The sequence below is a fragment of the Nocardiopsis sp. N85 genome (genome assembly GCF_028882275.1).
GTDB classification, from domain to species: Bacteria; Actinomycetota; Actinomycetes; order Streptosporangiales; family Streptosporangiaceae; genus Nocardiopsis; species Nocardiopsis lambiniae.
The window spans coordinates 40,372-61,454 of the sequence record NZ_JARBUT010000027.1 but is presented as its reverse complement, the minus strand read 5'-3'; the positions used below and the strand labels follow the sequence as shown (position 1 = coordinate 61,454).

Annotated in this window: 23 protein-coding genes; 9 read left to right on the top strand and 14 right to left on the bottom strand. The window is 71.2% G+C overall.

The annotated features are described in order from the left end of the window. The first annotated feature begins 121 nt into the window (after positions 1–121). On the top strand, positions 122–886 hold the full coding sequence (locus PWG71_RS26575; RefSeq protein ID WP_274812766.1) for a methyltransferase domain-containing protein: 765 nt from the start codon (positions 122–124) through the stop codon (positions 884–886). A 20-nt stretch (positions 887–906) separates the two neighbouring features. On the opposite strand, the gene PWG71_RS26570 is transcribed toward PWG71_RS26575, so the two are convergent. The 3 genes from PWG71_RS26570 to PWG71_RS26560 form a co-directional block, all read right to left on the bottom strand. Beyond that, entirely contained in the window at positions 907–2,142 is a 1,236-nt protein-coding gene (locus PWG71_RS26570; RefSeq protein WP_274812765.1) for a cytochrome P450, read from the bottom strand. Between the two features lie 61 nt (positions 2,143–2,203). Then, positions 2,204–2,302 (bottom strand): cittilin family RiPP precursor, encoded by a 99-nt coding sequence (locus tag PWG71_RS26565; protein WP_274812764.1) that lies wholly within the window; start codon positions 2,300–2,302, stop codon positions 2,204–2,206. A 222-nt stretch (positions 2,303–2,524) separates the two neighbouring features. Next, entirely contained in the window at positions 2,525–3,067 is a 543-nt protein-coding gene (locus PWG71_RS26560; protein WP_274812763.1) for a GNAT family N-acetyltransferase, read from the bottom strand. Positions 3,068–3,372: 305 nt separating this feature from the next. Between PWG71_RS26560 and PWG71_RS26555 the strand changes: the two genes are divergently transcribed. After that, positions 3,373–4,302 (top strand): LysR family transcriptional regulator, encoded by a 930-nt coding sequence (locus tag PWG71_RS26555; protein ID WP_274812762.1) that lies wholly within the window; start codon positions 3,373–3,375, stop codon positions 4,300–4,302. Between the two features lie 22 nt (positions 4,303–4,324). Here PWG71_RS26555 and PWG71_RS26550 read toward each other — a convergent pair whose 3' ends face one another. Next, entirely contained in the window at positions 4,325–5,263 is a 939-nt protein-coding gene (locus PWG71_RS26550) for a LysR family transcriptional regulator (RefSeq protein ID WP_274812760.1), read from the bottom strand. A 71-nt stretch (positions 5,264–5,334) separates the two neighbouring features. Between PWG71_RS26550 and PWG71_RS26545 the strand changes: the two genes are divergently transcribed. Further along, complete coding sequence (locus tag PWG71_RS26545; protein WP_274812758.1) at positions 5,335–6,465, top strand: EamA family transporter; 1,131 nt, start codon at positions 5,335–5,337, stop codon at positions 6,463–6,465. A 252-nt stretch (positions 6,466–6,717) separates the two neighbouring features. Here PWG71_RS26545 and PWG71_RS26540 read toward each other — a convergent pair whose 3' ends face one another. From PWG71_RS26540 to PWG71_RS26505, 8 genes are all read right to left on the bottom strand, one after another. Further along, a complete protein-coding gene (locus PWG71_RS26540; protein WP_274812757.1) occupies positions 6,718–7,050 on the bottom strand; it encodes a winged helix-turn-helix domain-containing protein in 333 nt (110 codons plus the stop codon). After that, the gene (locus tag PWG71_RS26535; RefSeq protein WP_274812756.1) at positions 7,047–7,472 is read right to left on the bottom strand and encodes a hypothetical protein; all 426 of its coding nucleotides are present in this window, start codon (positions 7,470–7,472) and stop codon (positions 7,047–7,049) included. Before PWG71_RS26535 ends, PWG71_RS26540 begins: the two co-directional genes overlap by 4 nt. A 408-nt stretch (positions 7,473–7,880) precedes the next feature. Then, complete coding sequence (locus PWG71_RS26530; protein ID WP_274812755.1) at positions 7,881–8,147, bottom strand: Atu4866 domain-containing protein; 267 nt, start codon at positions 8,145–8,147, stop codon at positions 7,881–7,883. 23 nt (positions 8,148–8,170) lie between these two features. Beyond that, on the bottom strand, positions 8,171–8,881 hold the full coding sequence (locus tag PWG71_RS26525; protein ID WP_274812754.1) for an Atu4866 domain-containing protein: 711 nt from the start codon (positions 8,879–8,881) through the stop codon (positions 8,171–8,173). A 38-nt stretch (positions 8,882–8,919) separates the two neighbouring features. Then, a complete protein-coding gene (locus tag PWG71_RS26520; protein WP_274812753.1) occupies positions 8,920–10,323 on the bottom strand; it encodes an amidohydrolase family protein in 1,404 nt (467 codons plus the stop codon). Positions 10,324–10,536: 213 nt separating this feature from the next. Further along, positions 10,537–11,433 carry a helix-turn-helix domain-containing protein gene (locus tag PWG71_RS26515; protein WP_274812752.1) on the bottom strand — a complete coding sequence of 299 codons (897 nt, stop codon included), beginning with the start codon at positions 11,431–11,433 and terminating at the stop codon, positions 10,537–10,539. Between the two features lie 73 nt (positions 11,434–11,506). After that, the gene (locus PWG71_RS26510; RefSeq protein ID WP_274812751.1) at positions 11,507–11,782 is read right to left on the bottom strand and encodes a DNA-binding protein; all 276 of its coding nucleotides are present in this window, start codon (positions 11,780–11,782) and stop codon (positions 11,507–11,509) included. Continuing rightward, positions 11,779–11,991, bottom strand: coding sequence for a hypothetical protein (locus tag PWG71_RS26505; RefSeq protein ID WP_274812750.1), 213 nt, complete (start codon positions 11,989–11,991; stop codon positions 11,779–11,781). Before PWG71_RS26505 ends, PWG71_RS26510 begins: the two co-directional genes overlap by 4 nt. A gap of 234 nt (positions 11,992–12,225) precedes the next feature. On the opposite strand from PWG71_RS26505, the gene PWG71_RS26500 reads away from it, so the two are divergent. The 6 genes from PWG71_RS26500 to PWG71_RS26475 all read left to right on the top strand — a co-directional run bounded on the left by PWG71_RS26500 (position 12,226) and on the right by PWG71_RS26475 (position 18,591). Next, on the top strand, positions 12,226–13,017 hold the full coding sequence (locus PWG71_RS26500) for a helix-turn-helix domain-containing protein (RefSeq protein ID WP_274812749.1): 792 nt from the start codon (positions 12,226–12,228) through the stop codon (positions 13,015–13,017). After that, entirely contained in the window at positions 13,017–13,184 is a 168-nt protein-coding gene (locus PWG71_RS26495; protein ID WP_274812748.1) for a DUF397 domain-containing protein, read from the top strand. The genes PWG71_RS26500 and PWG71_RS26495 overlap by 1 nt, the downstream gene beginning before the upstream one ends. A gap of 234 nt (positions 13,185–13,418) precedes the next feature. Next, positions 13,419–15,221: a hypothetical protein gene (locus tag PWG71_RS26490; RefSeq protein WP_274812747.1), complete on the top strand. Its 1,803-nt coding sequence runs from the start codon at positions 13,419–13,421 to the stop codon at positions 15,219–15,221. A gap of 234 nt (positions 15,222–15,455) precedes the next feature. Beyond that, entirely contained in the window at positions 15,456–16,535 is a 1,080-nt protein-coding gene (locus PWG71_RS26485; RefSeq protein WP_274812746.1) for an IS110 family transposase, read from the top strand. Positions 16,536–16,626: 91 nt separating this feature from the next. After that, a complete protein-coding gene (locus tag PWG71_RS26480) occupies positions 16,627–17,289 on the top strand; it encodes an alpha-ketoglutarate-dependent dioxygenase AlkB family protein (protein ID WP_274812745.1) in 663 nt (220 codons plus the stop codon). Positions 17,290–17,523: 234 nt separating this feature from the next. Beyond that, positions 17,524–18,591 carry a magnesium and cobalt transport protein CorA gene (locus PWG71_RS26475; protein ID WP_274812782.1) on the top strand — a complete coding sequence of 356 codons (1,068 nt, stop codon included), beginning with the start codon at positions 17,524–17,526 and terminating at the stop codon, positions 18,589–18,591. 21 nt (positions 18,592–18,612) lie between these two features. Here the strand turns inward: PWG71_RS26475 and PWG71_RS26470 are convergent, their stop codons facing one another. Then, positions 18,613–19,380: a DUF1266 domain-containing protein gene (locus PWG71_RS26470; protein WP_274812744.1), complete on the bottom strand. Its 768-nt coding sequence runs from the start codon at positions 19,378–19,380 to the stop codon at positions 18,613–18,615. Positions 19,381–19,428: 48 nt separating this feature from the next. Beyond that, on the bottom strand, positions 19,429–20,988 hold the full coding sequence (locus tag PWG71_RS26465) for a hypothetical protein (RefSeq protein ID WP_274812743.1): 1,560 nt from the start codon (positions 20,986–20,988) through the stop codon (positions 19,429–19,431). Positions 20,989–21,083: the final 95 nt, after the last annotated feature.

Below are 21,083 nucleotides of genomic sequence, written 5' to 3'. Positions count from 1 at the left end.
TGGGGCGAGGGAGGACGGGAGGCGGGGGAAGAGTGGGAAGCACGGTGCGGGCGGGTGTACCGGCGTCCGTCCCGAACCCGACGCCCTTGTCCGCGAGGCCGCGCCGACGGACAATACCGCCATGCCGACTCCCCAACGTGACGATGTCGCCACGCGAAGCCTCCTCACCCGTCTGGACCGTTTCTCCCTGCTACCCGAGGCCCGTGCCCTGCGCGATCGGGCCCGAGAACTGCTCCGGGCCGATCCCGGGGACGCCGTCGTGGACGTCGGCTGCGGAGGCGGCCGGGCCACCGGCGAACTCGCCGCGGCCGGCACGCGCGCCGTCGGAGTGGACCTGGACCCCGTCATGCTCGACGCCGCCCGTGCGGCCCACCCCGGAGCCGAGTTCCGCCACGGTGACGCCTATCGGCTGCCCCTGTCCGACGGTTCCATGCGGGGCTACCGGGCGGAGAAGGTCTACCACTCGCTCGACGACCCGCTCCGCGCCCTCGCCGAGGCGCGCCGGGTGCTGGCCCCGGGCGGCCGTGTGGTCCTGCTCGGACAGGACTGGGACGCCTACATGGTCGACTCCGACGACCCCGACACCACCCGCCGCATCATCGCCGCCTACGCCGACACCATGGCCGACCCCCGCGCTCCGCGCCGCCAACGGGCGCTGTTGGCGTCGGCCGGGTTCACCGACATCGAGACGGAGGGCCGGATCGTGGTGTTCACCGACGCCGAGGTCCTGGGCATGCTCATCGGATTCGCCGACGCCGCGGAACGCTCCGGAACGATCGATGGGGCACGGGCCCGATCCTGGGCGACGGAACAGCGGGAACGGGCGGAGGAGGGACGGCTCTTCGTCGCGGTCCCCTTCCTGCTGGTGAGCGCCGAACGCCCCTGAACGGCACCGCCCGGCGGTCCTCAACCGAGGAACCGGACCACCGCCCGCACCCCGACCGGCTGCAAGGCCAACGCCGGTCGGGGGCGGACCTCCTCGGGGCGCACCGGTTCCAGTCGGACCCGCGAGCACAGGAGGGCCGCGATGACCTCCACCTCGCGCAGGGCCATGGACGCGCCCAGGCAACCGCGCGGCCCGGCACCGAAGGGGAAGTAGGCGTGCCGGTGCCCGGGACGCCCGCCGTTCAGCCAACGTTCGGGACGGAACTCCTCCGGGTCCGGGAACCATCGTCCGTCGCGGTGGACGACCCATGGACTGAGTCCCAGGGTGACGCCGGCGGCCAGTGCGTACCCGCCCACCTCCAAGGGGCGTACGGTCTCCCGGCTGATCACCCACGCCGGAGGGTACAGGCGCATCGCCTCCTTGGCGGCGGCCGAGGCGAACCCCGGTTCGTCCATCCGCGCACCCGCCTCCGGATTCGCTCCCAGGGCGTGGAAAAGCCAGGTCAACGCGTTGGCGGTGGTCTCGTACCCCGACATCAGCAGGGTGGCCAGCTCGTCGCGGACCTCGGGGAAGGGCGGGTCGTCGGCCAACAACCGGCCGAGGGCGTGGGCGTCCTCCCCGGGAGGGTTCTCGGCGATCAGGGCGGCGAGGGCGGCGTCGAAGTCGCGCAGGGCCCGGCGCAGGTCGCGATTGGTCCGGGTGGGCAGCCACATCGGCAGGCGCGGGGCCGAGGTCAGGCGCATGATCGCGGCCACGGCCCGGGTCAGGGTCTCGCCGCGTTCGCCCAGGGGCCGTCCGGCGATGTGCACGGCGCCCACGCCCATCGCCAACCGGGACATCTCGTCGTGGACGTCGATCTCCAGACCGTCGTGCCAGCTGTCCAGGAGACGGGCGACACCGTCCCGTGCGGCGTGTTCCAGGTGGTCGAGCCGGTCACTGCGGAAGGCCGGGCGCAACCGGGCCCGTTTGCGCTCCCAGTCGGCCCCCTCGCTGTTCATCATGGCGGAGGGGAAGCCCATGGGGCCGCGTCGGACCGCCTCGCCGATCTTGACGACACGCCCCTCGCGGTCCAGCAGCACCCGGCCGATGTCGTCGGGGTGGGCCAGCAGCACGTTGGTGGGGGTGAGGGAGACGACGTCGCCGAACTCGCGGGCGGCCCCCGTCAGGAAACCCAGGGGGTCCACCGCGTAGTCGGCGGCGTTGGAGGAGGATCGCCCGCCCCGGGGCCCCGGGGGAGCGGAGGAGAGAGCCGCCATCGTGTCCGTTTCCGCACGAGGCCCGTGCCGCCGGGGCGGCACGGGCCGATCAGGGTGTGGCCTAGTAGTAGATGTAGGGGCGGGTCAGCCGCTCCGCGTCGATGAGGCGCAGCTTGGCGGCGATGCGATAGGCGGCCTTCTTCATGAGGTCTCCTTCCACGGGTGCCCCGGTCCCCTGTCGGTTCCGGGCGACGGGAAGAACGCTAGGCCTCCTGTGACGGAGGGGAACAGTGGCGCGACGGTGAGAAAACCGTGCGCGCAAGGTAACCCATTTCAGTTGTCATAACCTGACCCAGCGTGATCGGGGCGCGCGGGGGGTGCGGACACGGCGACGCCCCCGTGCCGAAGGGCACGGGGGCGTCCGCCCGGGGGAGGGGAGGCGTCAGTCGTGGGCGCCGAAACCGTCGACGCGGCAGACCATGGTGGTCACGAAGGGCCGGAAGCCCTCGGTCTCCAGGAAGCTGATGTCCTCCGAGGCCGTGGCCAGGGGGGAGAACTCGATGTCGCGGATGCCCATCGCGGCCAGCTGGTGGCGGATCTCGTCCAACAGTTTGGAGCCGACGCGGGTGCCCGCGTACTCCGGGTCGATGGCGAAGGTCTGCACGATCGCGACGCGCTCGCCGCGGTCCCAGCTGCCCTGCGGGTTCTCGCGCAGCGTCACCATGGCGTACCCGGCCGGGTCGTCCCCGTTCTCGGCGAGGATCGCCAGGGTCTCGGGGTCGGACATCCACGCCAGGTACTGGGCGCGACGTCGCCGCCAGGACTCGTCCATGGTCGTGGTGCTGATGATGTCGGACAGGTGGGAGGCGCCCAGGGCGTGCTGCTGGTGGAGGGCACCCCACAGGTCTGCGAGTTCCTCCACCTCGTGAGCGCCCAGGTAGCGGAAGCCGAGCACACCGACGTCGTTCGGTCGAGGTTTGGTCATCAGCGAAGTTTGCATGTTCTTCTCACCCGTTCCACCAGCATTGGGTGCTGATCCCCCGGAGCGCCCAGGATGCGCGCCCTTGGTTGAGCTGTGGTCCTGACTGTACGTGCCGGTATTCACCGGAACGCGCGTGACACGAGGAAAGAATTCGGTCGGCATCACGATGAAAGAAGAAGTTCAAATTTTTCTTCTTGAGTCGGCTGAAAGGGGTGTCTTGGACGTTGTGCAGCGAATCACTGTCGCAAGACGGGCAATGTGTCGGAAAAAGCCCGGAAACCTGCGCGTACTGACCTACATTGGAGACCATGATCGACGTACGGCGGTTGCAGCTCCTCCATGCCCTGGCGCATCACCACACGGTGGCCGCGACGGCCGAGGCGCTCAACGTCACACCGTCGGCGGTCTCCCAGCAGCTCGCCTCCCTGGCCAGAGAGCCCGGGGTCCCCCTCGTCGAACGCCAGGGCCGTCGTTTCATGCTCACCGGCGGGGCCAGGGTCCTGCTCGAACGCGCCCCCGCGATCTTCGCGGAGATGGAGCGCGCCGGCGCCGACCTGGCCGCCTACGCCGAAGGCGACCGCGGGGTCATCCGCGTCGGCTCCTTCTCCACGGGCATCAGCGACCTCATCGCCCCCGCCCTGGCCCGGCTGCGCGTCAGCCACCCGGGCTGGTCCTTCGAGGTCGTCCAGGCCGAACCCGAGCAGAGCGCCGAGATGGTCCGCTCCGGCCGCCTCGACGTGGCGCTCACCATGTCCACCGGCCATCTGCCCGCCGCCGGCGACCCCGACTTCCGCACCGACTCGGTGATGGTCGAGCTGTTCGACGCGATCCTGCCCTACCAGCACCCGCTCGCCACCCGCAACGGCCTGCACCTGGCCGAGGACCTGGCAGACGAGGGCTGGATCATGTCCGCGCCGGGCACGGCCTGGCACGAGTGCGTCACCGCGGCCACGAGTCAGGCCGGCTTCCAACCGCGCGTGGTGCACACCGTCGACGACTTCAGCGCCGTGTTCTCCCTGGTCCAGGCGGGCCTGGGCATCGCGCTCATGCCGCGCCTGGCCTGGACCGGCATCAACACCCCGCAGATCGTCGTGCGCGGGGTGCGCGAGACCGCCCGCCGCCACATCATCGCGCTGTCCCGATCCGGGGCCACCCCCGAACCGCTGCTCACCGCCGTGCGCGAGGCCGCCAGCAAGGTCCCGGTGCCCTCGGTGGGCCCCTTCGCCATCGCAGGATGATCGCGCGGGCCCCAGGCCGCGCTCACCCCGGGAAGGCCGAGGACTCCGGTAGCGGCGGCACGTCGTCGAGCACGTCCTCGGCGGCCTGGTGCAGATACCGGGCCACCACGCGGATCGGCCGCCAGGCCCACCCGCCGGTGCGTCCGGCCAGGTACACCTGGCGCACCCCGCCCAGCTCGCCGAGCGGGGCATGGGCCACCCCGCGCCGGGTGGTCGCCGACAGGCGAGGGACGACCCCCACGCCAACCCCGGCGGCCACCAACTCCTCGAACAGTTCGAGGTTGTCGATGCGGTGCACGATGCGGGGCGTGAACCCCGCGTCGGCGCACATGCGCTGCACCAGCGTCTCCTCGTCGCCCCGGTAAGGGCTGGCGATCCAGGCGGCGCCCGCCAGGTCGCGCAGTCGGCGGCGGGTCAGGGCCCGGCTGTCCGCCCCCTGAGAGGGCTGGGACAGCAACAGGCCCTCGGTGCCGACCGGATGTACCGTCAGTGTCCCCGGAAAATCTCGGGGGAGGAGACTGTACTGGTACACCACCCCCAGATCGGCGCCGCCGTTCTGCAACAGGGTGAGCGCCTGCTCCGACTCGTACTCGGTCAGATGGATGTCGATGCCCGGGTGATCGTGGCGCAACCGGCGCAGCGCCGGCAGCACCAAGGGCGCGGCGCTGGTGTACATGACCAGGTCGACACGGCCCACCGGCTCGCCGTCGCCGTCGAACTCCGCCCGAGCCGCCTCCACCCGGGCCAGGATGTCCACCGCGTGTTCGGCCAACCGCCGCCCCGCCGGGGTCAGCCGTACCCGGCGCCCGTCGGGGACCAACAGGGGCGCCCCGGCCTCGTGTTCGAGGACGGCGAGGTGTTTGGACACCGCCGACGTGCTCATGCCGGTGACCTCGGAGACGGCCACCATCGTGCCCAGGCGCTCCAGTTCGACCAGAAGCCGCAAACGGGTGAAATCCATCCACTGAAACTACATGGTCCATCAACCAACGGTTCGTGGACAGAAACGGACCTCTGCGCCAGATTGGTCGGGTGATCCGCTCCTTCCTTCCCTCGCTGCGCCGTGCCCGCCTCCAGGTGCCGGCGCCGATCATGCTGCTCATCGGTATGTTCACGCTGCACACCGGCAGCGCCCTGGCCGTCACGGCGTTCGCGCAGGCGAGCCCGGCGACGGTCACCTGGTTGCGGCTGACGTGGGCGGCGCTCCTTCTGTTGGCCCTGGGTGGTCGCTCTCTGTGGCGGGCCGTGCGCGAAGCGACGTGGCGTGAGCGCGGTGCCGTGGTGATCCTGGGCACAGCGAGTGCGGGGATGATGATGTTCTACTCCGAGGCGACGGCGCGGATCGAGCTGGGCACCGCCACCGCCATCGAGTTCCTCGGCACCCTGGTCGTCGCCGTGGCCGCCATGCGCCGCCGCCGCGAACTCGTGTGGATCGTCGCCGCCATCGCCGGGGTGCTCTGCCTGACCCGCCCCTGGCAGGGCGACCTGGACCTGCTCGGTGTGGGCTTCGCCCTGGCGGGCGCGGTGTGCGTGGTGTTCTACATCGTCCTCACCCAGAAGGTGGGCGCCGGATTCGGCGCCGTCCACGGGCTGGCCCTGACCATGGGCGTCGGATCACTGGTCACCGCGCCCTTCGGGGCCCCGGCGGTCATCGCCGCACCCGATCTCGACCTCATCCTGTTCACCCTGTTCATCGCGCTGCTGTTCCCGATGGTGCCGTTCCTGCTGGAGATGATCGCGCTCCAGCGGATGACCCGCACCGCCTACAGCACCTTCTCCAGCATGGAACCCGGAGTGGCACTGGTGATGGGCCTGATCATCATCGGCCAGGCGCCCGCCGCCCTACAGATCGTCGGCATGGCGCTGGTGGTGGTCGCGGGCATCGGGGCCACACGGGGCGAGCGCGGCGACCGCCCCGCCGTCCCGGAGATCGTGCGCGAGCGGCGCGATCGCGCCGCGCCGGCGGAGGGCACGGCGGACGCGGTGAAGAACGTCGCGCTCACCCTGGACCCCGGCTCCACGGGCTCCGCCGCCACGGACCCGGGCGCTCCGGACTTCGGAGCCACGGATCCCGGCTCCACGGAGGGCGACACCGTGAAGGTCTCCGGCGCGGAACTCGTCGATGCCGGGCCCGCGCTCCGCCTGCGGCGGCGGGCCACCTGAACCGACCGTTCGGCGCGCGCCCACCACGAGGGCGGACGGGCGCGCGCCGAACGGTCGCCTTCCGCCCCTCAGGAGAACCCCCGCACCGGGATGTGCGCGAGCACCCTCCCGCCCTCTGCGTTCCCGCGCGGTGGGCCTCGGCCCGAACCGTTCGGTGAACCCCGGGGAGCCCGCGCGCCGAGCGCGTGGTGGCCTCCCCTGCGGCGAGGCCGGGTCCGTTCGGCCGCGTCGAAGCCGTCTACCTCCGGGGGATCACTCCGTGGGCTCGCCGACCGACGACCCCTCCAGGGCGGTGCCCGCCGCGATCTCGCGCAACGCCGCGACATGCCGTTCGAAGGCGGCCTGACCCTCCTTGGTCAGCGACAGGGAGGTCCGGGTGCGCCGACCCACGGTGAACTTGTGGACCTTCACGTAGCCGGCGCTCTCCAAAACGGTGATCTGCTTGGACAGCACCGAGTCACTGACCTCCACCGTGTCCCGTACCACCCGGAACTCCGCGCGGTCCACGGCGGCGAGAGCTGCCACCACGGAGAAGCGCACGGGGGAGTGGATCACCTCGTCCAGCCGGTTGCGCGGGTGACTCATCGTGGGTTCCTGCTCTGTCGCAGCGCCACGTATCCGGCCACCAGGGGCGGGACGGCACTGAGCACGGCACCGGTGATCCACCACGCCGCCACGTCGGGCAGCCAGGTGCTGCCGACCACCACGGTGACCGAGTAGACGACGGTCCAGGCGCCCATCATGCCGAGGTGCAGCCTCCCCATGCTGCGCGGCTGCACGGGGCGGGTGAGCGCATAGGTGACCAGTACGGCGATGAGCAGAAGGCACGCCGCCGTCGCCCACATCATGAACGAGAGGGAGGGGGCGAACCCGATGGCGAGGATCAAGCCGCAGCTCATCGCCGCGTAACCCGCGCCGAAGATCCCGTACCAGCCACCCTGTCCGCGCATGCGGGCCCCCAGGGTCCCCGCCTGTTCGAGAGCGTCCACCGCTTCGTCCTGTCGCATGCCGATCCTTCCGATCGTTTCCTGTTTCCAGGTTCGCACTCACTTTCCACTTTGGCAAGTGTTTTCCGGGGTGGCGGGAAAACCCTGCGGCGGGACGTCGAGCCGACCGAAGGCCGACGGCGAGGCCCTCGATCACACCGATCACCCCTGCCGCCGTGAGCGACCGGCCGCCCCCGACCGGCCGACCCCGACGGGCCGCGAGAGCGCGCCGGGCGCCCGGCGGACCTCCCCGTGGCGAGGCGCGGGCGCGCCCCGCCACCCCTGTGAGCGCCCCCGCGTCTCCGGTCCCGGCGCCTCCGTCCCGGTCGGTGAAGGCCCTCGCGCTCTTCGTTCCGGTGCCACCGGCCCCGTCCGCGAACGCCGAAGGGCCGGGGACGCACCCCGGCCCTTCGACGCACGTCCCGGCCCTCAGCCCGGCACCCCTCCCTCCCGGTACAGCACCAGGTGCTCGTGGTACAGCACCCCGTCGCGCACATCGCCCGTGGCGGTGAACCCCGTGTCGTCCACGTAGTCGATGTGGTCCCCGGTGACGCGATAGCTCCCGGTGTAGGCGCTCCGACGGTTCCCCCGCGCCTCGTCGTAACGTCCGTTCGGCAACAGCTCCTGCCGGATGTGGCCGTCGGCGGTCACCCACATGCCCACGTACGGGTGCGGCGCGATGGTCTCCTCGGTCATGGCGGCCCTCCTCTCTCGATCGTTCAACGGCGGGTGAACCGGTACCCCGCGTGGTGCAGCACGCCGTCGTGGAACTCCCCGAACGCCCAGAACCCCAGGTCGTCCAGGTAGTCGATCCGGTTCCCGCCGACCCGGTAGCGGCCGGTGTAGGCGCTCTCGCGCTCCCCGCGCCCCTCGTCGTAACGTCCGTTCGGCAACAGCTCCTGACGGATGAACCCGTCCTCGGTGACCCACGTCCCCGTGTACGGGTGCGGGGCGTCGCCCTCGGGCCAGGGGGCCGCCACCGGCCCGCTCCCGTCCGGCGCCTCCGTGGCGTCCCGGATCCGGCCGTCGACGATGAGCAGATCGCGGTGCCCTCCCCGGAACGGCGCCGCGCCCGGGGGAGTACCGGGGGCGTCGGCGATCCGGTACACGGCGACGTCCGCCCGCTCACCCGGGGTGAGGGTGCCGCTCGCACCGTTCCCGGTGAGGTCGACGGCGGCGGGCAGCACCACGGTCCCCGCGCAGTCGATCACGATCATGTCGTCGTCCTCGGCCGCGGTCAGCAGCCCCGGGCCGACGCCGACGATCACCCCGCCACCGATGAGGACGTCGGCCCGCTCCCAGTCGCCCATCAACGGGTTCCCCGTGATCACGGTGCCTCCGGTCAGCAGCAGCGGCCGGTCCTCGGGCTCGCGGGCCCGCGCGGACACGGCGTCCTCGCGTCGGGGCCGGGAGGCTTCGGTGATGCCCATGGTCGTCCTCGTTCCCTCGTCGTGTCCGTGCGGTGTGCTCAACGGGCCGCACGCGCCAGCACGCGGTCCCGCGACTCGTGGACCCGCGCGCGCAGTTCGCCCAGGTCCACGTCCAGGACCCGTCCCGCCCACTTGCGGGGCTCCCCGTCGATCAGCACCGTGGTGACGTTGCGGGCGTCGGCGCCGAGCACCACGGTGCCCACGGGGTCGTTGAGCGGCATGTTGTTGAGGTCCTCGGCCTCGACGACGAGCAGGTCCGCCCGCTTGCCCGGGGTGAGCGACCCGGTCACGTCGTCCAGCCCGTTGGTGCGGGCCCCCTGGAGGGTGGCGAAGTCCAGCACGTCGTGGACGCCGATCCGGTCGGCCTCCCGGCCGGTGCCGTACACCGCGTTGGCCGCGCGCATCCGCTGCACGGTGTGCAGGGCGCGCATCTGGGTGAACATGTCCCCTGCCAGGGCCACCTCCACGTCGATGCTCAGCCCCGGGCGCACCCCCGCGGCCAGGGCCTCGTCGACGGCCGGGATCGCCGTCTCCAGCCCGATCTGCGCGTCCGAGGTGGGCGCGAGGGCGATGGTGGTCCCGGTCGAGCCGATGGCCTTCCACGCCTCCCCGGTGAGCCCGGTGGCGTGGATCAGGGTGACGTGCGGTCCCAGCAGCCCCCGGTCGGCCCAGTCCAGGACGGCCGAGGAGGAACCGGCACCGAAGACCGCGTCCACGCTCACGCCGATGCCGAGGTCCCGGGAGATCCGGGCGAGGTCGGGCCCGTAGGCCGGGCCCGGTCCGGCGACCTCGTCGGTGGCCAGTGCCGCGACCCGCAGGGTCAGCATGCGGGAGGTGTCGTCGGTGTGCTCCTCGCGTAGCCGGGCCAGGTCCCCGGGCCACTGCCGGTCCCACTCCCCGAAGTGCGGTCCCATGGACGCGTGCACGCCTCGGATCCCGGTGTCGGTCAGGGCGCGCACGGCGGCGTCGGAGTGCTCCCGGGAACGGGAGTTGTGCGAGAAGTCGAGCATGCAGGTGATACCGGCGTCGATCGCCGACAGTGCCGCCAGCCGGGTCCCGACGTACATGTCCTCGGGGTCGTAGGCGGGCGCGTACCCCGCCAGGGTGGAGACCACGTAGCCCGCCAGGTCGTCGACGTCGGGCATGATCCGGCGCAGTTGGGACTGCCAGGCGTGCCGGTGTGTGTCGACGAACCCGGGTGTGATGACGCTTCCGGAGGCGTCGACGACGACCGCGTCACCCGCGTCCGGGACGGTTCCCACGGCGGCGACGGTGTTCCCCTCGACCAGGACGTCGGCGTCGTCGAGGACGCCGAGGGCCGGGTCCATGGTGAGCACCGTCGCTCCGGTGAACAGGATGCGCCGGCGCGGGTCGCCGGACCGGCGCCGGATCGCCTCCAGTGGCGCCTCGGCGGCGGTGCGCTTGGAGTCTTCGGAACGCATGGGAGGTGTCCCCTCGGGTGGTTCTGTGTGGACCGACCCTCCCGAGTCTGGTTCCGCGTCACCGGGGGTTCCAGGTCGCCGTGCACCCTGGTGTGCCACACCCGGTCAGGGCGTCTCGGCCGGGGCCGACGGGCACGGCCCGGCCCTGCGACGCGCGAGGGCCGCGCCGGGTGACCGGCGCGGCCCTCGCGTTGGACGCTCTCGGAGAGGCGTTCAGGTCCGTGCGGGTCGTTCCCCCGCGCCCGGCTCCGATCCGGTCGCCGGGTAGGCGGTGTGCAGGGACCCGAGCAGGGTTAGGGCCTCCTCCGACGGGCTCCCCGGCTCGGCCTGGTAGACGACCAGTTGTTGCCCCTCGGTGTCGTTGACGGTGAAGCTCTCGTAGTGCAGATCCAGGTCGCCGACCGTGCGGTGGTACAGCCGTTTGGTGCCGCCGCTCTTGCCCCGGACGTCGTGACGCGACCACAGCACGCGGAAATCCGTGCTCTTCAGGGACAGTTCTCCGACGAGTCCGTTGAGCCGGGGGTCGTCGAGGCGCAGCCCCGCCGCCTTGTGCAGTTCCGCCACCACCGCGTCCGCCGCACGGTTCCAGTCGCGGTGGAAGTCGCGGGCGGCCGGGTCGAGGAAGGTCATCCGCGCCAGGTTGTCCGTGACCGTGAAGTCGGCGTACAGGGCTTCGGCGAGACGGTTGCGGGCCACGAGGTCCAGGGTGGGGCCGATGACGAAGGCGGGGGTGTCGCCCCACCGGTCGAGAAGGCGGAGCAGGTGCGGGCCCACCCGCCCGGATCGGCGCGACCCCCGGCCGCGCCGCCCGTCGGAGAGGGCCAGCCGCCGCAGGTGGTCGGTCGCCTCCTCGTCCAGCAGCAGGGCGCGGGCCAGCGCGTCCAGCACCTGGGGGGAGGGGTGGCGTTCCCGTCCCTGTTCGAGGCGCATGTAGTAGTCGGTGCTCACCCCGGCCAGGATCGCGACCTCCTCCCGACGCAGGCCCGGTACCCGGCGGCGTCCGGAGGTCGCCAGCCCGACGTCGTCCGGCCGGACCCGGTCTCTTCGCGCCCGAAGGAACCCCTCCAGGGTGACCCGGGGGCCGACCCCGGAGGTTTCGTCAGTGCCCATGGCCTCAGGCTAGGCGGAGGCCGTCCCGCCGAACAGGGACGAGGGTGGGTGCGCGCCACCCACCCTCGTGATGTCACGCCCGTCCGGTTCGCTCGCCCTCCAACGGTGCCGGTGTCGGAGGTGGTGGGTCGCCGAGGTGCCGGTTCCCCAGGGTCTCGCGCAGGGCGAAGACGTCCCCCGCGCGGAAGTAGCGCACACCGCGCGGGTTCTTGAGGCAGGAGAGGCGGCCGTCGGCCTCCCAGCGCTTGACCGTGGTGGTGCCGACCTCCAGCACGATCGCGGTCTCCCCGGTGGTGAAGTACATGTCGGGGTGGGTGAGGAGGAGGTCGTCGAGGGAGTCGAGCCTCATCGCCGGGCCTCCGGACGGCCGGAGCGGGCGGGCAGGGGGAGGAGGCGGCCCGCACGTGCCTCGATGACCGTGTCCACGAGGGATTCGGGGTACGCGGGGTGGAGGTCCTCCCGGACGCCGGGGCGGGACTCGAAGGTGTACGTGCCGTCGGCCGTCACCCCGATGACGGCGTTCCCGAGGTGTTCGGGCCCGATGAGGCAGGGAGCCATCTCCGGTCCCCGTGTCCACGGGAAACGGAACCATTCGCACTTCATGATTATTTGTCGTTTTTGGAATGCTTCGGATGCTATTGCGAGTTTTGACCATGCCTGTTTCGGCTTCTGTGGGTGTTCCTGCGGGTCCATGAGACCAGAATCCGATAGAGCTCGCGTGTTCCCAAGTGAGTGAGTCGTATCCTCGAAGGATAGAGTGCGCAGGGGAACAGTTTCGGTACGCTCTGGAGCATGGAAGAACATCCCTTGGAATACCATCCCCCCTCATTTGCTGCCACACTTCGGTCGGAACGCAAGAACGCCGGATTCACTTTGCGTAAGTTCGCTACGGTTTCGCACTTCGCGGTATCGACGTTGTCCAGGTGGGAGAATGGAAAGACCTCTCCGATTCGCGCGGACGTGGTCAGGCTGGACAAGGCTTTGGATGTGAACGGACGCCTGGTCGCAGAGTGGGAGGCCGCCAACAGTGAGGGGTTTCCCTCGTGGATGCGATCCCCTGGGGCACGGGAAGAACGCGCGGTGGCGATCGACACGATCTCGGTCAACTTGGTTCCCGGCCTGATCCAGTCTCCGAAGTACGCGCACGCTGTCTTCCGAGCGTTCCATCCACGATCCGCTAGCGCGGAGATCGAGCGCCTGGCTCAGCTTCGGGTGGCTCGCTACGAGTCGCTGACCAGACGGAATGACCCGCTGGTCACGGCGGTCTTCCCGATGAACGCGCTGTCGCACCTTCCTTCGGAGGTGAAGGAAGACCAGATCGAGTACCTGTTGCGTCATTTGGAACGGGGAAGGTTGATCGTGTACCTGATTCCGAAGACGACGCCCATCCTTGCCGTTTCGTCGTCCGCGCAGGTCTATCACCTTCCGGAAGGTCGGTCGGTCGCTGCTTCCGATCATGTTCGGGGGAATGTGCTTCTGGAGAAGCCGGGGGATACCGAAGCGGTAGAGTCCCTGGTACGTGACCTGATCGGACTCGCATCCCCTCGAAGTGAGTCGGTGTCGTTGTTGGAAGGAACGCTTTGATGACAGATGGTTTCCACAAGAGCTCGTACAGTAACGACGGTGGCCACTGTGTCGAGGTCCGGGAACACCTGAACGGCGCCGACGTGCGTGACACGCAGAACCGGGACGAGGGGGCCCTGTCCTTCCCCGCCGTGGAGTGGTCCGCGCTGTTGAAGGCCGCGCGGTAGACCCTCTTCCCCTCGGAGTCCTTGCTCCGCTCCTCGCGAGGCAGGGGCTTCGCCGTGATCCGCGCCACAGCCGCGGGCTCCCCTCGGTGCTCACGGCGTCCCCTCTGCCCGGTCCCACAGCTCCACTCCCGCTCCGAACTGGGAAGACGGCCCTTCACCGCCGACGCAGGGTCCTCGACCCACCCTCCCGGAAGGGACTAACGGCCCTGTCGGATGCACTAATCTGGCGCGACCATGGCCGCGAAAACTGATCTCGAACTCCTGCGTGCCCACGAACCGGTGCTCATGTGCACCAAGGGAGAACTCTTCTTCCCCGCCGACGTGGACGCCTACGTACGCAATTGCAGCCTGTGGATCGAGGAGTCCGGCGGTGGCGAACGCGTCATCGTCCCCGCCGGCGAACTCACCCTCGACCGCCTGGCCACCGCCGAGGAGGAGTGGCCCGGACGCCACAAGCACCTGCGGTTCGTCCAAGAGGAGACCCTCCGCGAGGAGGCCCGCCGGTTCAAGGGCATCTCCCGCACCGTCATCCCCAAGAGCGGCCGTCTCGCCGCCGTCGGCGTCCTCGGCCGCATCCTCGACATCCTGATGAAGCTCTCCCTGCTCATCCGGGGCGCGGTCCCCGGTGGCGTCACCTTCGCGGCGGTGACCCGCTACCGGGAACGCGTCGACAACGGCGACGCCACCTACTACGGCCGGGTCACCCGCGAGGGCGGCTACATCATCCTCCAGTACTGGTTCTTCTACGCGATGAACGACTGGCGGACCATCTACGGCGGCGTCAACGACCACGAGGCCGACTGGGAACGCGTCACCGTCTACGTCGTCGAGAACCCCGACGGCACCACCCGCCCCGTCTGGATCGGCGCCTCCTCGCACGAGTACCACGGCGACGACCTGCGTCGCAGCTGGGACGACCCCGACCTCCACCGTGACGGCGCCCACCCGCTCATCTACGTCGGCGCCGGCTCGCACTCCCACCAGATGCTCCCGGGTGACTACCTCATCCAGGTCGACCCCTCCGTCTTCCGCGGCCTGATCAACGCCTGGAAGTGGATCACCCACCGCGTCTTCCGCGCCGACAGCGTCATCAACCGCCACGGCATCGGCGTCCCCTTCGTCGACTACGCCCGCGGTGACGGCACACGGCTGGGCCCCGGCGGCGACCGCCGGTGGCAGGCCGTCCTCATCGACGACGACACCCCCTGGGTCAAGGGCTTCCGCGGTCTGTGGGGCCGTGACACGCGTGACTTCTTCGACGGCGAACGCGCCCCCAGCGGCCCCCGCTACGAACGCGACGGCACCATCCGCCGCTCCTGGGCCGACCCCCTGGCCTGGGTGGGGTTGCAGAAGGTCGCCCCCACCGAGACCGCCGCCCGCGCCGAACTGCGCGCCCACATCCTCACCCTGGAGGGGCGCCTGCGCGAGTTCGACGCCGACATCGTCAAGCGCCGCGACCGCCTGCGCCAGCTCGACTCCGCCCGCATGGTCCTGGCCCGCGAGGCCCACTCGCGCCCCCGGGCCCGCGCCTACTCCGAGGAGATCACCTCCCTGGAGAAGGAGCTCGCCGGCGTCTACGAGAAGCGCGTCCTCACCGCCGACGAACGCGACAGCCACCTGCGCGCCCTGGAGGCCGACGTCCCGCTGGTCCCGGCGCCGACCGAGCACCTCAAGGCCCCGCACCTGCCCTACACGTCGGGCCAGCAGCGCAGCACCCGCTTCCTGCACCTGTGGGTGGCCCTGAGCACCCCCTTGCTGCTGATCGCGCTCGCGCTGCCCCTGTTCCTCCTGGAAGGCCAGTTCACCTTCTACGCCATGATCGGCGTGGTCGTCGCCTTCGCCGCGGTCGACTCGATCGCCCGACGCAAGTTCCTCCAGTACGTCACCGGGTTGGCGATCCTGGCGGTGCTGGTCGGCCTGGTGGTCGGCGTCATCGTGGCGTTCGTCCTCGACTGGCGCATCGCCGTCACGGTCCCCATCGTGGTCATCGTGGTGCTCCTGCTCGTGGTCAACGTCCGCGACCTCATGCGCCGCTGACTGTGAGGATGTGTAATGGCTTCTCCGGCAGGTCTGACCCACCCGCTGACCGACACCGACAGGTTGTCCTTTACGGGATTCGTCGGCTTGTCCGGGGAAGCCACCGCACGCGACCGGACGGGCGACCGTGACCTCATAGGAGCTTGGTCGAAAAGCCCCGCCACAGTCTTGTCCGCCCGCCCGGCCGGCGCGTGCCACCCCTCCGGGATCAGCGACAGGACGGCAGGTACCAGCATGACCGATCGACCCCTGATTGTCACAGCGGGCGTGGACACCCACGGCCACACCCACCACGTCGCCGTCATCGACCCGCTCGGCCGCCACCTGGCCGACCGCGAGTTCGAAGCCACCGGGCAGGGCTACCTGGACCTGGCGGCCTGGCTGCTCTCCCACGGCACCGTGGACGCGGTCGGGGTGGAGGGCACCGGCGCCTACGGCGCCGAGCTCGCCCGCCACCTGGCCCGCCAGGGCCTGACAGTGGTGGAGGTCGACCGGCCCGACCGCAAGACACGGCGGATGAAGGGCAAGTCCGACCCCATCGATGCCTACGCCGCCGCCCAAGCGGTGGCCTCGGGCCGGGCCACCGGCGTCCCCAAGACCCGTGACGGCGTCGTGGAGGCGATCCGGTCCCTGCGGGTGGTGCGCCGCTCGGCGGTCAAGTCCCGCACCCAGGCCATCAACCAGGCCCGCCAGTTGGTGGTCACCGCCCCCGAACAGGTCCGGGCCCCGCTGCGCGCCCTGGCGGTGGCGGAGCTGGCCGCCAGGTGTGCCCGGTTGCGGCCCGCCGACGACCTGGCCGACCCCGCGGTCGCGGTCAAGTTCGCGCTGCGCCGTCTGGGCAGGCGGATCCTGGCCCTGGGCGAGGAGATCGCCGAGCTGGACGTCGAGCTCAAGGCCCTGACCCGGCGGGCGGCCCCGGAGCTGCTGGGGCTGAAGGGGGTGGGCTCTGACGTGGCCGGTCAGTTGCTGGCCACGGTCGGGGACAACCCCGACCGGTTGGTCTCGGAGGCGGCGTTCGCGCATCTGTGCGGGGTCGCGCCGATCCCGGCCTCCTCAGGGCGCAGGGACCGGCACCGGCTCAACCGGGGCGGTGACCGGGCCGCCAACCACGCGTTGCACACCATCGTTTTGTGCCGGATGCGCTGGGACGAGCGCACCCGCGCCTACGTGGAGCGGCGCACCGGCCAGGGCTTGGCCAAGAAGGACATCATGCGTTGCTTGAAGCGGTACGTGGCTCGGGAGGTCTTCCGGGTTCTGGCCTCGAAGAACATTCCCGCGCAACAGTGTCAGGACGACTTCGCTGAAGCCGCTTGACATCCATAGGAGCATCCCGCGCGTCCCGCGAACGCGCCCCCGCACACGGTGCGGGGGCGCGTTCGTCGTTCCGGGCGGGCACCATGGACGCATGAGCGACGCGCTGTTCGGCACCCCGCCCGTGGAGATCGCCCCCGGAGCCGTCCACCTGCCCGGATGGCTGCCGGAGGAGCACCAGAGCGCCCTGGTCGAACGCTGTCGGGAGTGGGCGCGCGGTCGGATGCGCCACCACACCATGCCGCGTGGCGGCCGCATGTCCGTGGGGATGACCGCGCTGGGTCTGTACTGGCGCCCGTACGCCTACGAGCGCGTCCTGCCCGACGGATCCCCGGTGCCGCCCTTCCCCGAGGAACTCGGCGATCTGGCCGTGCGTGCCGTCGAGGTCGCCTACGGCGCCCCGCCCGCTCCCGACGCCGCCCCCTACGACGTCGCCCTGATCAACTTCTACGACGCCGGCGCCCACATGGGCATGCACCGGGACCGCGACGAGGTCGCCCGGGAACCGGTGGTCTCCCTCAGCCTCGGTGACACCTGCGTGTTCCGCTTCGGCAACACCGAGACCCGCACCCGGCCCCACACCGACGTGGAACTGCGCAGCGGTGACCTGTTCGTGTTCGGCGGGCCCTCCCGCCTGGCGTACCACGGGGTGCCCCGCACCCGCTCCGGAACAGCGCCGCCCGCCCTGGGCCTCGTCGGCCGGCTCAACATCACCCTGCGCGCCTCGGGCCTGCCCGCGGCCCCGTCCGCCCCCTGATCCCCGGGGGCCGTCGGAGGGACACGTCCGCCGCCCGCTCCAGCCCCGACCCCTCCGTGGCGCGCGGTCGAGCGAACACGCCCGCCGTGGGCGTGTCGGGACGTCCGCGCCTCCTCCCACCGGACAGGATCGTGCACGTCGACGCCACCGACGACGAAGGGGACCTCCGTGACCACCGGCGCACCCGACCCCCACGAGGAACCCGGCGACGCCGCCTCCTCGCCCGAGCGCACCATGGCCCTGGGGGGCTCGGCCGCGGTCGTGCCCGCCGACACCGGACCCGGACGCATGTCGATCCGCCTCTACCGGGGCGGTCGGCCCGAGCGGGACGTCGACTCCGCCGCCGAGGCCCGCGACGCCATCGCCGCACACGACGGCCTCATGGCGTGGATCGCCCTGGAGAACCCCGACCGGTCACGGCTCATGGACCTCGCCCGCGTCTTCCGGCTGCCGCCCCTGGCCCTGGAGGACTCCATCGTCGCCCACCAGCGACCCAAGGGCGAGCTGTACCACGACATCCTCTTCATGGTGTTGCGCCCGGCGGGGTACGACGAGGAACGGGAGGCGGTCCGGATCGGCGAGGTCCACCTCTTCGTGGGCCGGGACTTCGTCATCACCATCACCCACGACGACCGGCTCGACCTCGACGCCCTGCGCCGCGACCTGGAGGGGGAGCCCCGTCTGCTCGCCCACGGCCCCCTGGCGGTCCTCTACGTCACCCTCGACCGGGTCGTGGACGCCTACGCCCCCGCCATCGCGAGCCTGCGGGAGGACATCGACGAGGTCGAGACCCAGGTGTTCAGCGGCGATCCCGAGGCCTCGCGCCGTACCTACCGGCTGGCCCGCGAGGTCATCCTCCTGCAACGCGCCGTCGATCCGCTCGGCGCGCTCCTCGACGAGCTCATGACCTCGCTCGAACACCCGGACCCGGACGGCCCCGGCCACCTCCGCCCGCACGGTGACCGCCACGGGGGACCGACCCTGCTGCGCCACTACCTGCGCGACGTCGCCGACCACGCGACGGCGGTGCGCGAACGCGTCGACGGGTTCCGGCAGCTGTTGCAGAACATCATGTCGGTCAACAGCACGCTCATCGGGCAGTCGCAGAACGAGGCGATGAAGAAGGTGTCCTCCTGGGGCGGCATCCTGGTGGTGCCCACCCTCATCTCCTCGATCTACGGGATGAACATCGCCCCGAGACCCGGGTTCGGGTGGGCCTTCGGCTGGCCTTTCACCCTCGCCCTGATGGCGCTGTCCAGCGTCACCCTCTACCTGGTCTTCCGTCGCAACGGCTGGCTCTGACCACGGTGCCGCCCCGGTGCGCTACATCCGCCAGGGCAGGTTCCGCCACGGGCTCCGCGGATCGCCGACCAGTGCCTTGTGCGCCTCGACCGAGTCGGTGTAGTACGGCCCGAACGCACCGTCGTCGAAACCCATCGCCCGCCCCAGGGTGAACCCGGCCGACATCTCCTCCCACGAACCGTGGAAGCGCATCGACATCGCCCCGGCCCGGATGATGTGGTGACGCGCCATGTCCTCGCTCGCGTACCCGCCGTTGGCGCCCCACCGCGCCAGGTTCACCGCCCGCCCGAAGTCGTAGGCGCGTACGGTGCGCACCACGGCGCCCCGGGGCAGCACCCCGTCGGAGGTCATGCGCTCCTCGTACTCCCACACCCGGGCGGCCTCGGTGACCATCTCGTCGTAGACCTCGCGTGCGGCGCCCCGGCTCTGGCACCAGTACCCGATGAGGTCGGGCCAGCCGCCCGCGTCGAAGGGGACGTCGGGTCGGGCGGTGATCGCCTGGACGCGCAACTCCAGCACGGTGGACAGGGCGGTGGGCGGGCGGACCTCCTCGGTCAGGGCCAGCAGGGCCTGCTCCCAGCCGGCGGTGTCGGTGATGTCCCAGGAGACGCGCAACTTCTCGCGCTCGTCCTCGGCGTCGCAACACGAGCACGACGAGTGCACCGCGTTCCACACCCCGCCGCCCGCCACCGGCATGTGGGCCCCGGTGGCGAAGGCGTGTGCCAGCGGCCCCTGGAACACCCCCTGGGGGTCGCTGAGCAGCCGCGGTCTCTTCGTGAACAGGCCCATGCCCGGTCCCTGCCTCCCGCCTCCTGGGGTCCATCGATTCAAGGGATGTTAGCGCGGGTCCAGCAACCCGGAGATCTCGTTCGCCGACCGTTGCGCGGTGGCGGGATGCTCCTCGGCGGCCTCCCGTCGCTTCCGCCACCGGTCCCCGGCCTGGTCGGCCTCCTTCTTCAACCGGTCGAACGCGTACTCCGACGCCTCCCGGGCCCGCCCGCGCTCCTTGGAGTCGAACACGTAGGCGCCTCCGGCGGCGATCGCGGAGGCCAGGCACAGGAACCACGCGAACCCGGACTGGGCCACCAGGCCCAGGACCGCGAGGAGGGCCGCCAGCGCCGCGAACCCCCACAGGTAGGTGCGGCCCTTGCCCTCCGGCCGATGGCGGTCGGCGAGCCGGGTCCGGGCCTTGCGCAGTTCCTCGGAGGAGGGCCCGTGCCCGCCGACGGTGACGCGCAACCCGTGCAGGGTGACGAAGGTGTCCTCCGGAATCGGGGTGCGGGCCTGTTCGACCAGCTCCTCGACCGTCCTCATCACGGCCGGGCGTTGCAGGACCAGCGCGAACGTGCTGCGGTGCGGGGGCACCCCCTCGCGGCGCAGGTCCTCCTCCAGCAGCGAGGCGACGGTCCCGACCTCGTCGTCCCAGCCGGGGATGCGGCCGCCCCCGCCGTTCTCGATGACCGCGCGCAGTTCGTTGGCGCGGGCGATGAGCGGGGCCTCCTCGGCGGTCCCCTCGCTCACCAGGGAGATCAGGGCCTCGGAGAGGAAGACGGCGCTGGCCTGGTCGGGGGCGAGCCCCTCGACCTGTGTGTCCTCACTGCCCAGGGCGGTGATGCGGGCGATGTTCTCGCGCAGCGCGGCGAGCCGTTCGACGGCCCGGGCGCGGGTTTCGATGGCCTCCTCGCCCTGTGCGTTGACACCGCCGCGTTTGCGCGAAGAGGTGGACTGCGCGGTCCGGGCCGGACCGGACAGGTCGATCGAGGGGAGGGTCGTCTCCAGCCGGGACCAGTGCCGCAGGGTGGACAGCAGCAGGTGTTCGCGGGCGTCCTCGCCCAGGGAGCCGTCGGCGGTCAACATCCACAGGGCGCGGCGTCCCCGGGACATCCGCTCGTCGGGCGCGGGCAGGTGGGGGAGCAACTCCTCGGTCGTGCCCAGGGCTCGGGCGTACTCGGCGCTGGTGAGGGCGGTGGCCAGGACGGCGAAGGCGCCGGCCCGCTCCGGATCGCGTTCGGCCGCCTCCCGGAACCGCAGCCGGGCCGTGTCGGGGGAGCCGGTGAGCAGGGCGTGCAGGCCCCGGGCGGCGGGGACGAGCCAGTAGTCGGGGACGTCCTCCAGCTCCAGGGTGGCGGGGACCTCGCCGTCGATCATGCTCAGGGTGCGGTGCCGGGCCAGGGCGTTGGGGGCGAACACGGCCAGGGTGGCGCGTACGTCGCTGAGTTCGATGAAGGCGTCCAGGGTCGCCGAGACCCGGTTCAGTCGCTGTTCGAGGCCGCCGCGCAGCTGTGACAGCTCCGAGCGCATCCTTCGGCGTTCGGAGTAGAGCATCGAATGGGCCGTGCTGACGCCCTCTTCGAGTTCCCTGATGCGTCGGTTCTGCGAGTAGTCGATCCAGTCCACGATCCGATGAGTTCCTTCCAGGCGCCCGGGGCGGGTGATGCGCTGCCGCTTGGGACGGGGGAGGGGCCGCTCCGGGTTCCGAATTCCGGGCGAAC

Bases quoted from the DNA above. Each gene is read 5' to 3' on its own strand.
- PWG71_RS26575 (WP_274812766.1), top strand. From the start codon at position 122: ATGCCGACTCCCCAACGTGACGATGTCGCCACGCGAAGCCTCCTCACC.
- PWG71_RS26570 (WP_274812765.1), bottom strand. From the start codon at position 2,142: ATGGCGGCTCTCTCCTCCGCTCCCCCGGGGCCCCGGGGCGGGCGATCC.
- PWG71_RS26560 (WP_274812763.1), bottom strand. From the start codon at position 3,067: ATGACCAAACCTCGACCGAACGACGTCGGTGTGCTCGGCTTCCGCTAC.
- PWG71_RS26555 (WP_274812762.1), top strand. From the start codon at position 3,373: ATGATCGACGTACGGCGGTTGCAGCTCCTCCATGCCCTGGCGCATCAC.
- PWG71_RS26550 (WP_274812760.1), bottom strand. From the start codon at position 5,263: ATGGATTTCACCCGTTTGCGGCTTCTGGTCGAACTGGAGCGCCTGGGC.
- PWG71_RS26540 (WP_274812757.1), bottom strand. From the start codon at position 7,050: ATGAGTCACCCGCGCAACCGGCTGGACGAGGTGATCCACTCCCCCGTG.
- PWG71_RS26535 (WP_274812756.1), bottom strand. From the start codon at position 7,472: ATGCGACAGGACGAAGCGGTGGACGCTCTCGAACAGGCGGGGACCCTG.
- PWG71_RS26530 (WP_274812755.1), bottom strand. From the start codon at position 8,147: ATGACCGAGGAGACCATCGCGCCGCACCCGTACGTGGGCATGTGGGTG.
- PWG71_RS26525 (WP_274812754.1), bottom strand. From the start codon at position 8,881: ATGGGCATCACCGAAGCCTCCCGGCCCCGACGCGAGGACGCCGTGTCC.
- PWG71_RS26520 (WP_274812753.1), bottom strand. From the start codon at position 10,323: ATGCGTTCCGAAGACTCCAAGCGCACCGCCGCCGAGGCGCCACTGGAG.
- PWG71_RS26515 (WP_274812752.1), bottom strand. From the start codon at position 11,433: ATGGGCACTGACGAAACCTCCGGGGTCGGCCCCCGGGTCACCCTGGAG.
- PWG71_RS26510 (WP_274812751.1), bottom strand. From the start codon at position 11,782: ATGAGGCTCGACTCCCTCGACGACCTCCTCCTCACCCACCCCGACATG.
- PWG71_RS26505 (WP_274812750.1), bottom strand. From the start codon at position 11,991: ATGGCTCCCTGCCTCATCGGGCCCGAACACCTCGGGAACGCCGTCATC.
- PWG71_RS26500 (WP_274812749.1), top strand. From the start codon at position 12,226: ATGGAAGAACATCCCTTGGAATACCATCCCCCCTCATTTGCTGCCACA.
- PWG71_RS26495 (WP_274812748.1), top strand. From the start codon at position 13,017: ATGACAGATGGTTTCCACAAGAGCTCGTACAGTAACGACGGTGGCCAC.
- PWG71_RS26490 (WP_274812747.1), top strand. From the start codon at position 13,419: ATGGCCGCGAAAACTGATCTCGAACTCCTGCGTGCCCACGAACCGGTG.
- PWG71_RS26485 (WP_274812746.1), top strand. From the start codon at position 15,456: ATGACCGATCGACCCCTGATTGTCACAGCGGGCGTGGACACCCACGGC.
- PWG71_RS26480 (WP_274812745.1), top strand. From the start codon at position 16,627: ATGAGCGACGCGCTGTTCGGCACCCCGCCCGTGGAGATCGCCCCCGGA.
- PWG71_RS26475 (WP_274812782.1), top strand. From the start codon at position 17,524: ATGGCCCTGGGGGGCTCGGCCGCGGTCGTGCCCGCCGACACCGGACCC.
- PWG71_RS26470 (WP_274812744.1), bottom strand. From the start codon at position 19,380: ATGGGCCTGTTCACGAAGAGACCGCGGCTGCTCAGCGACCCCCAGGGG.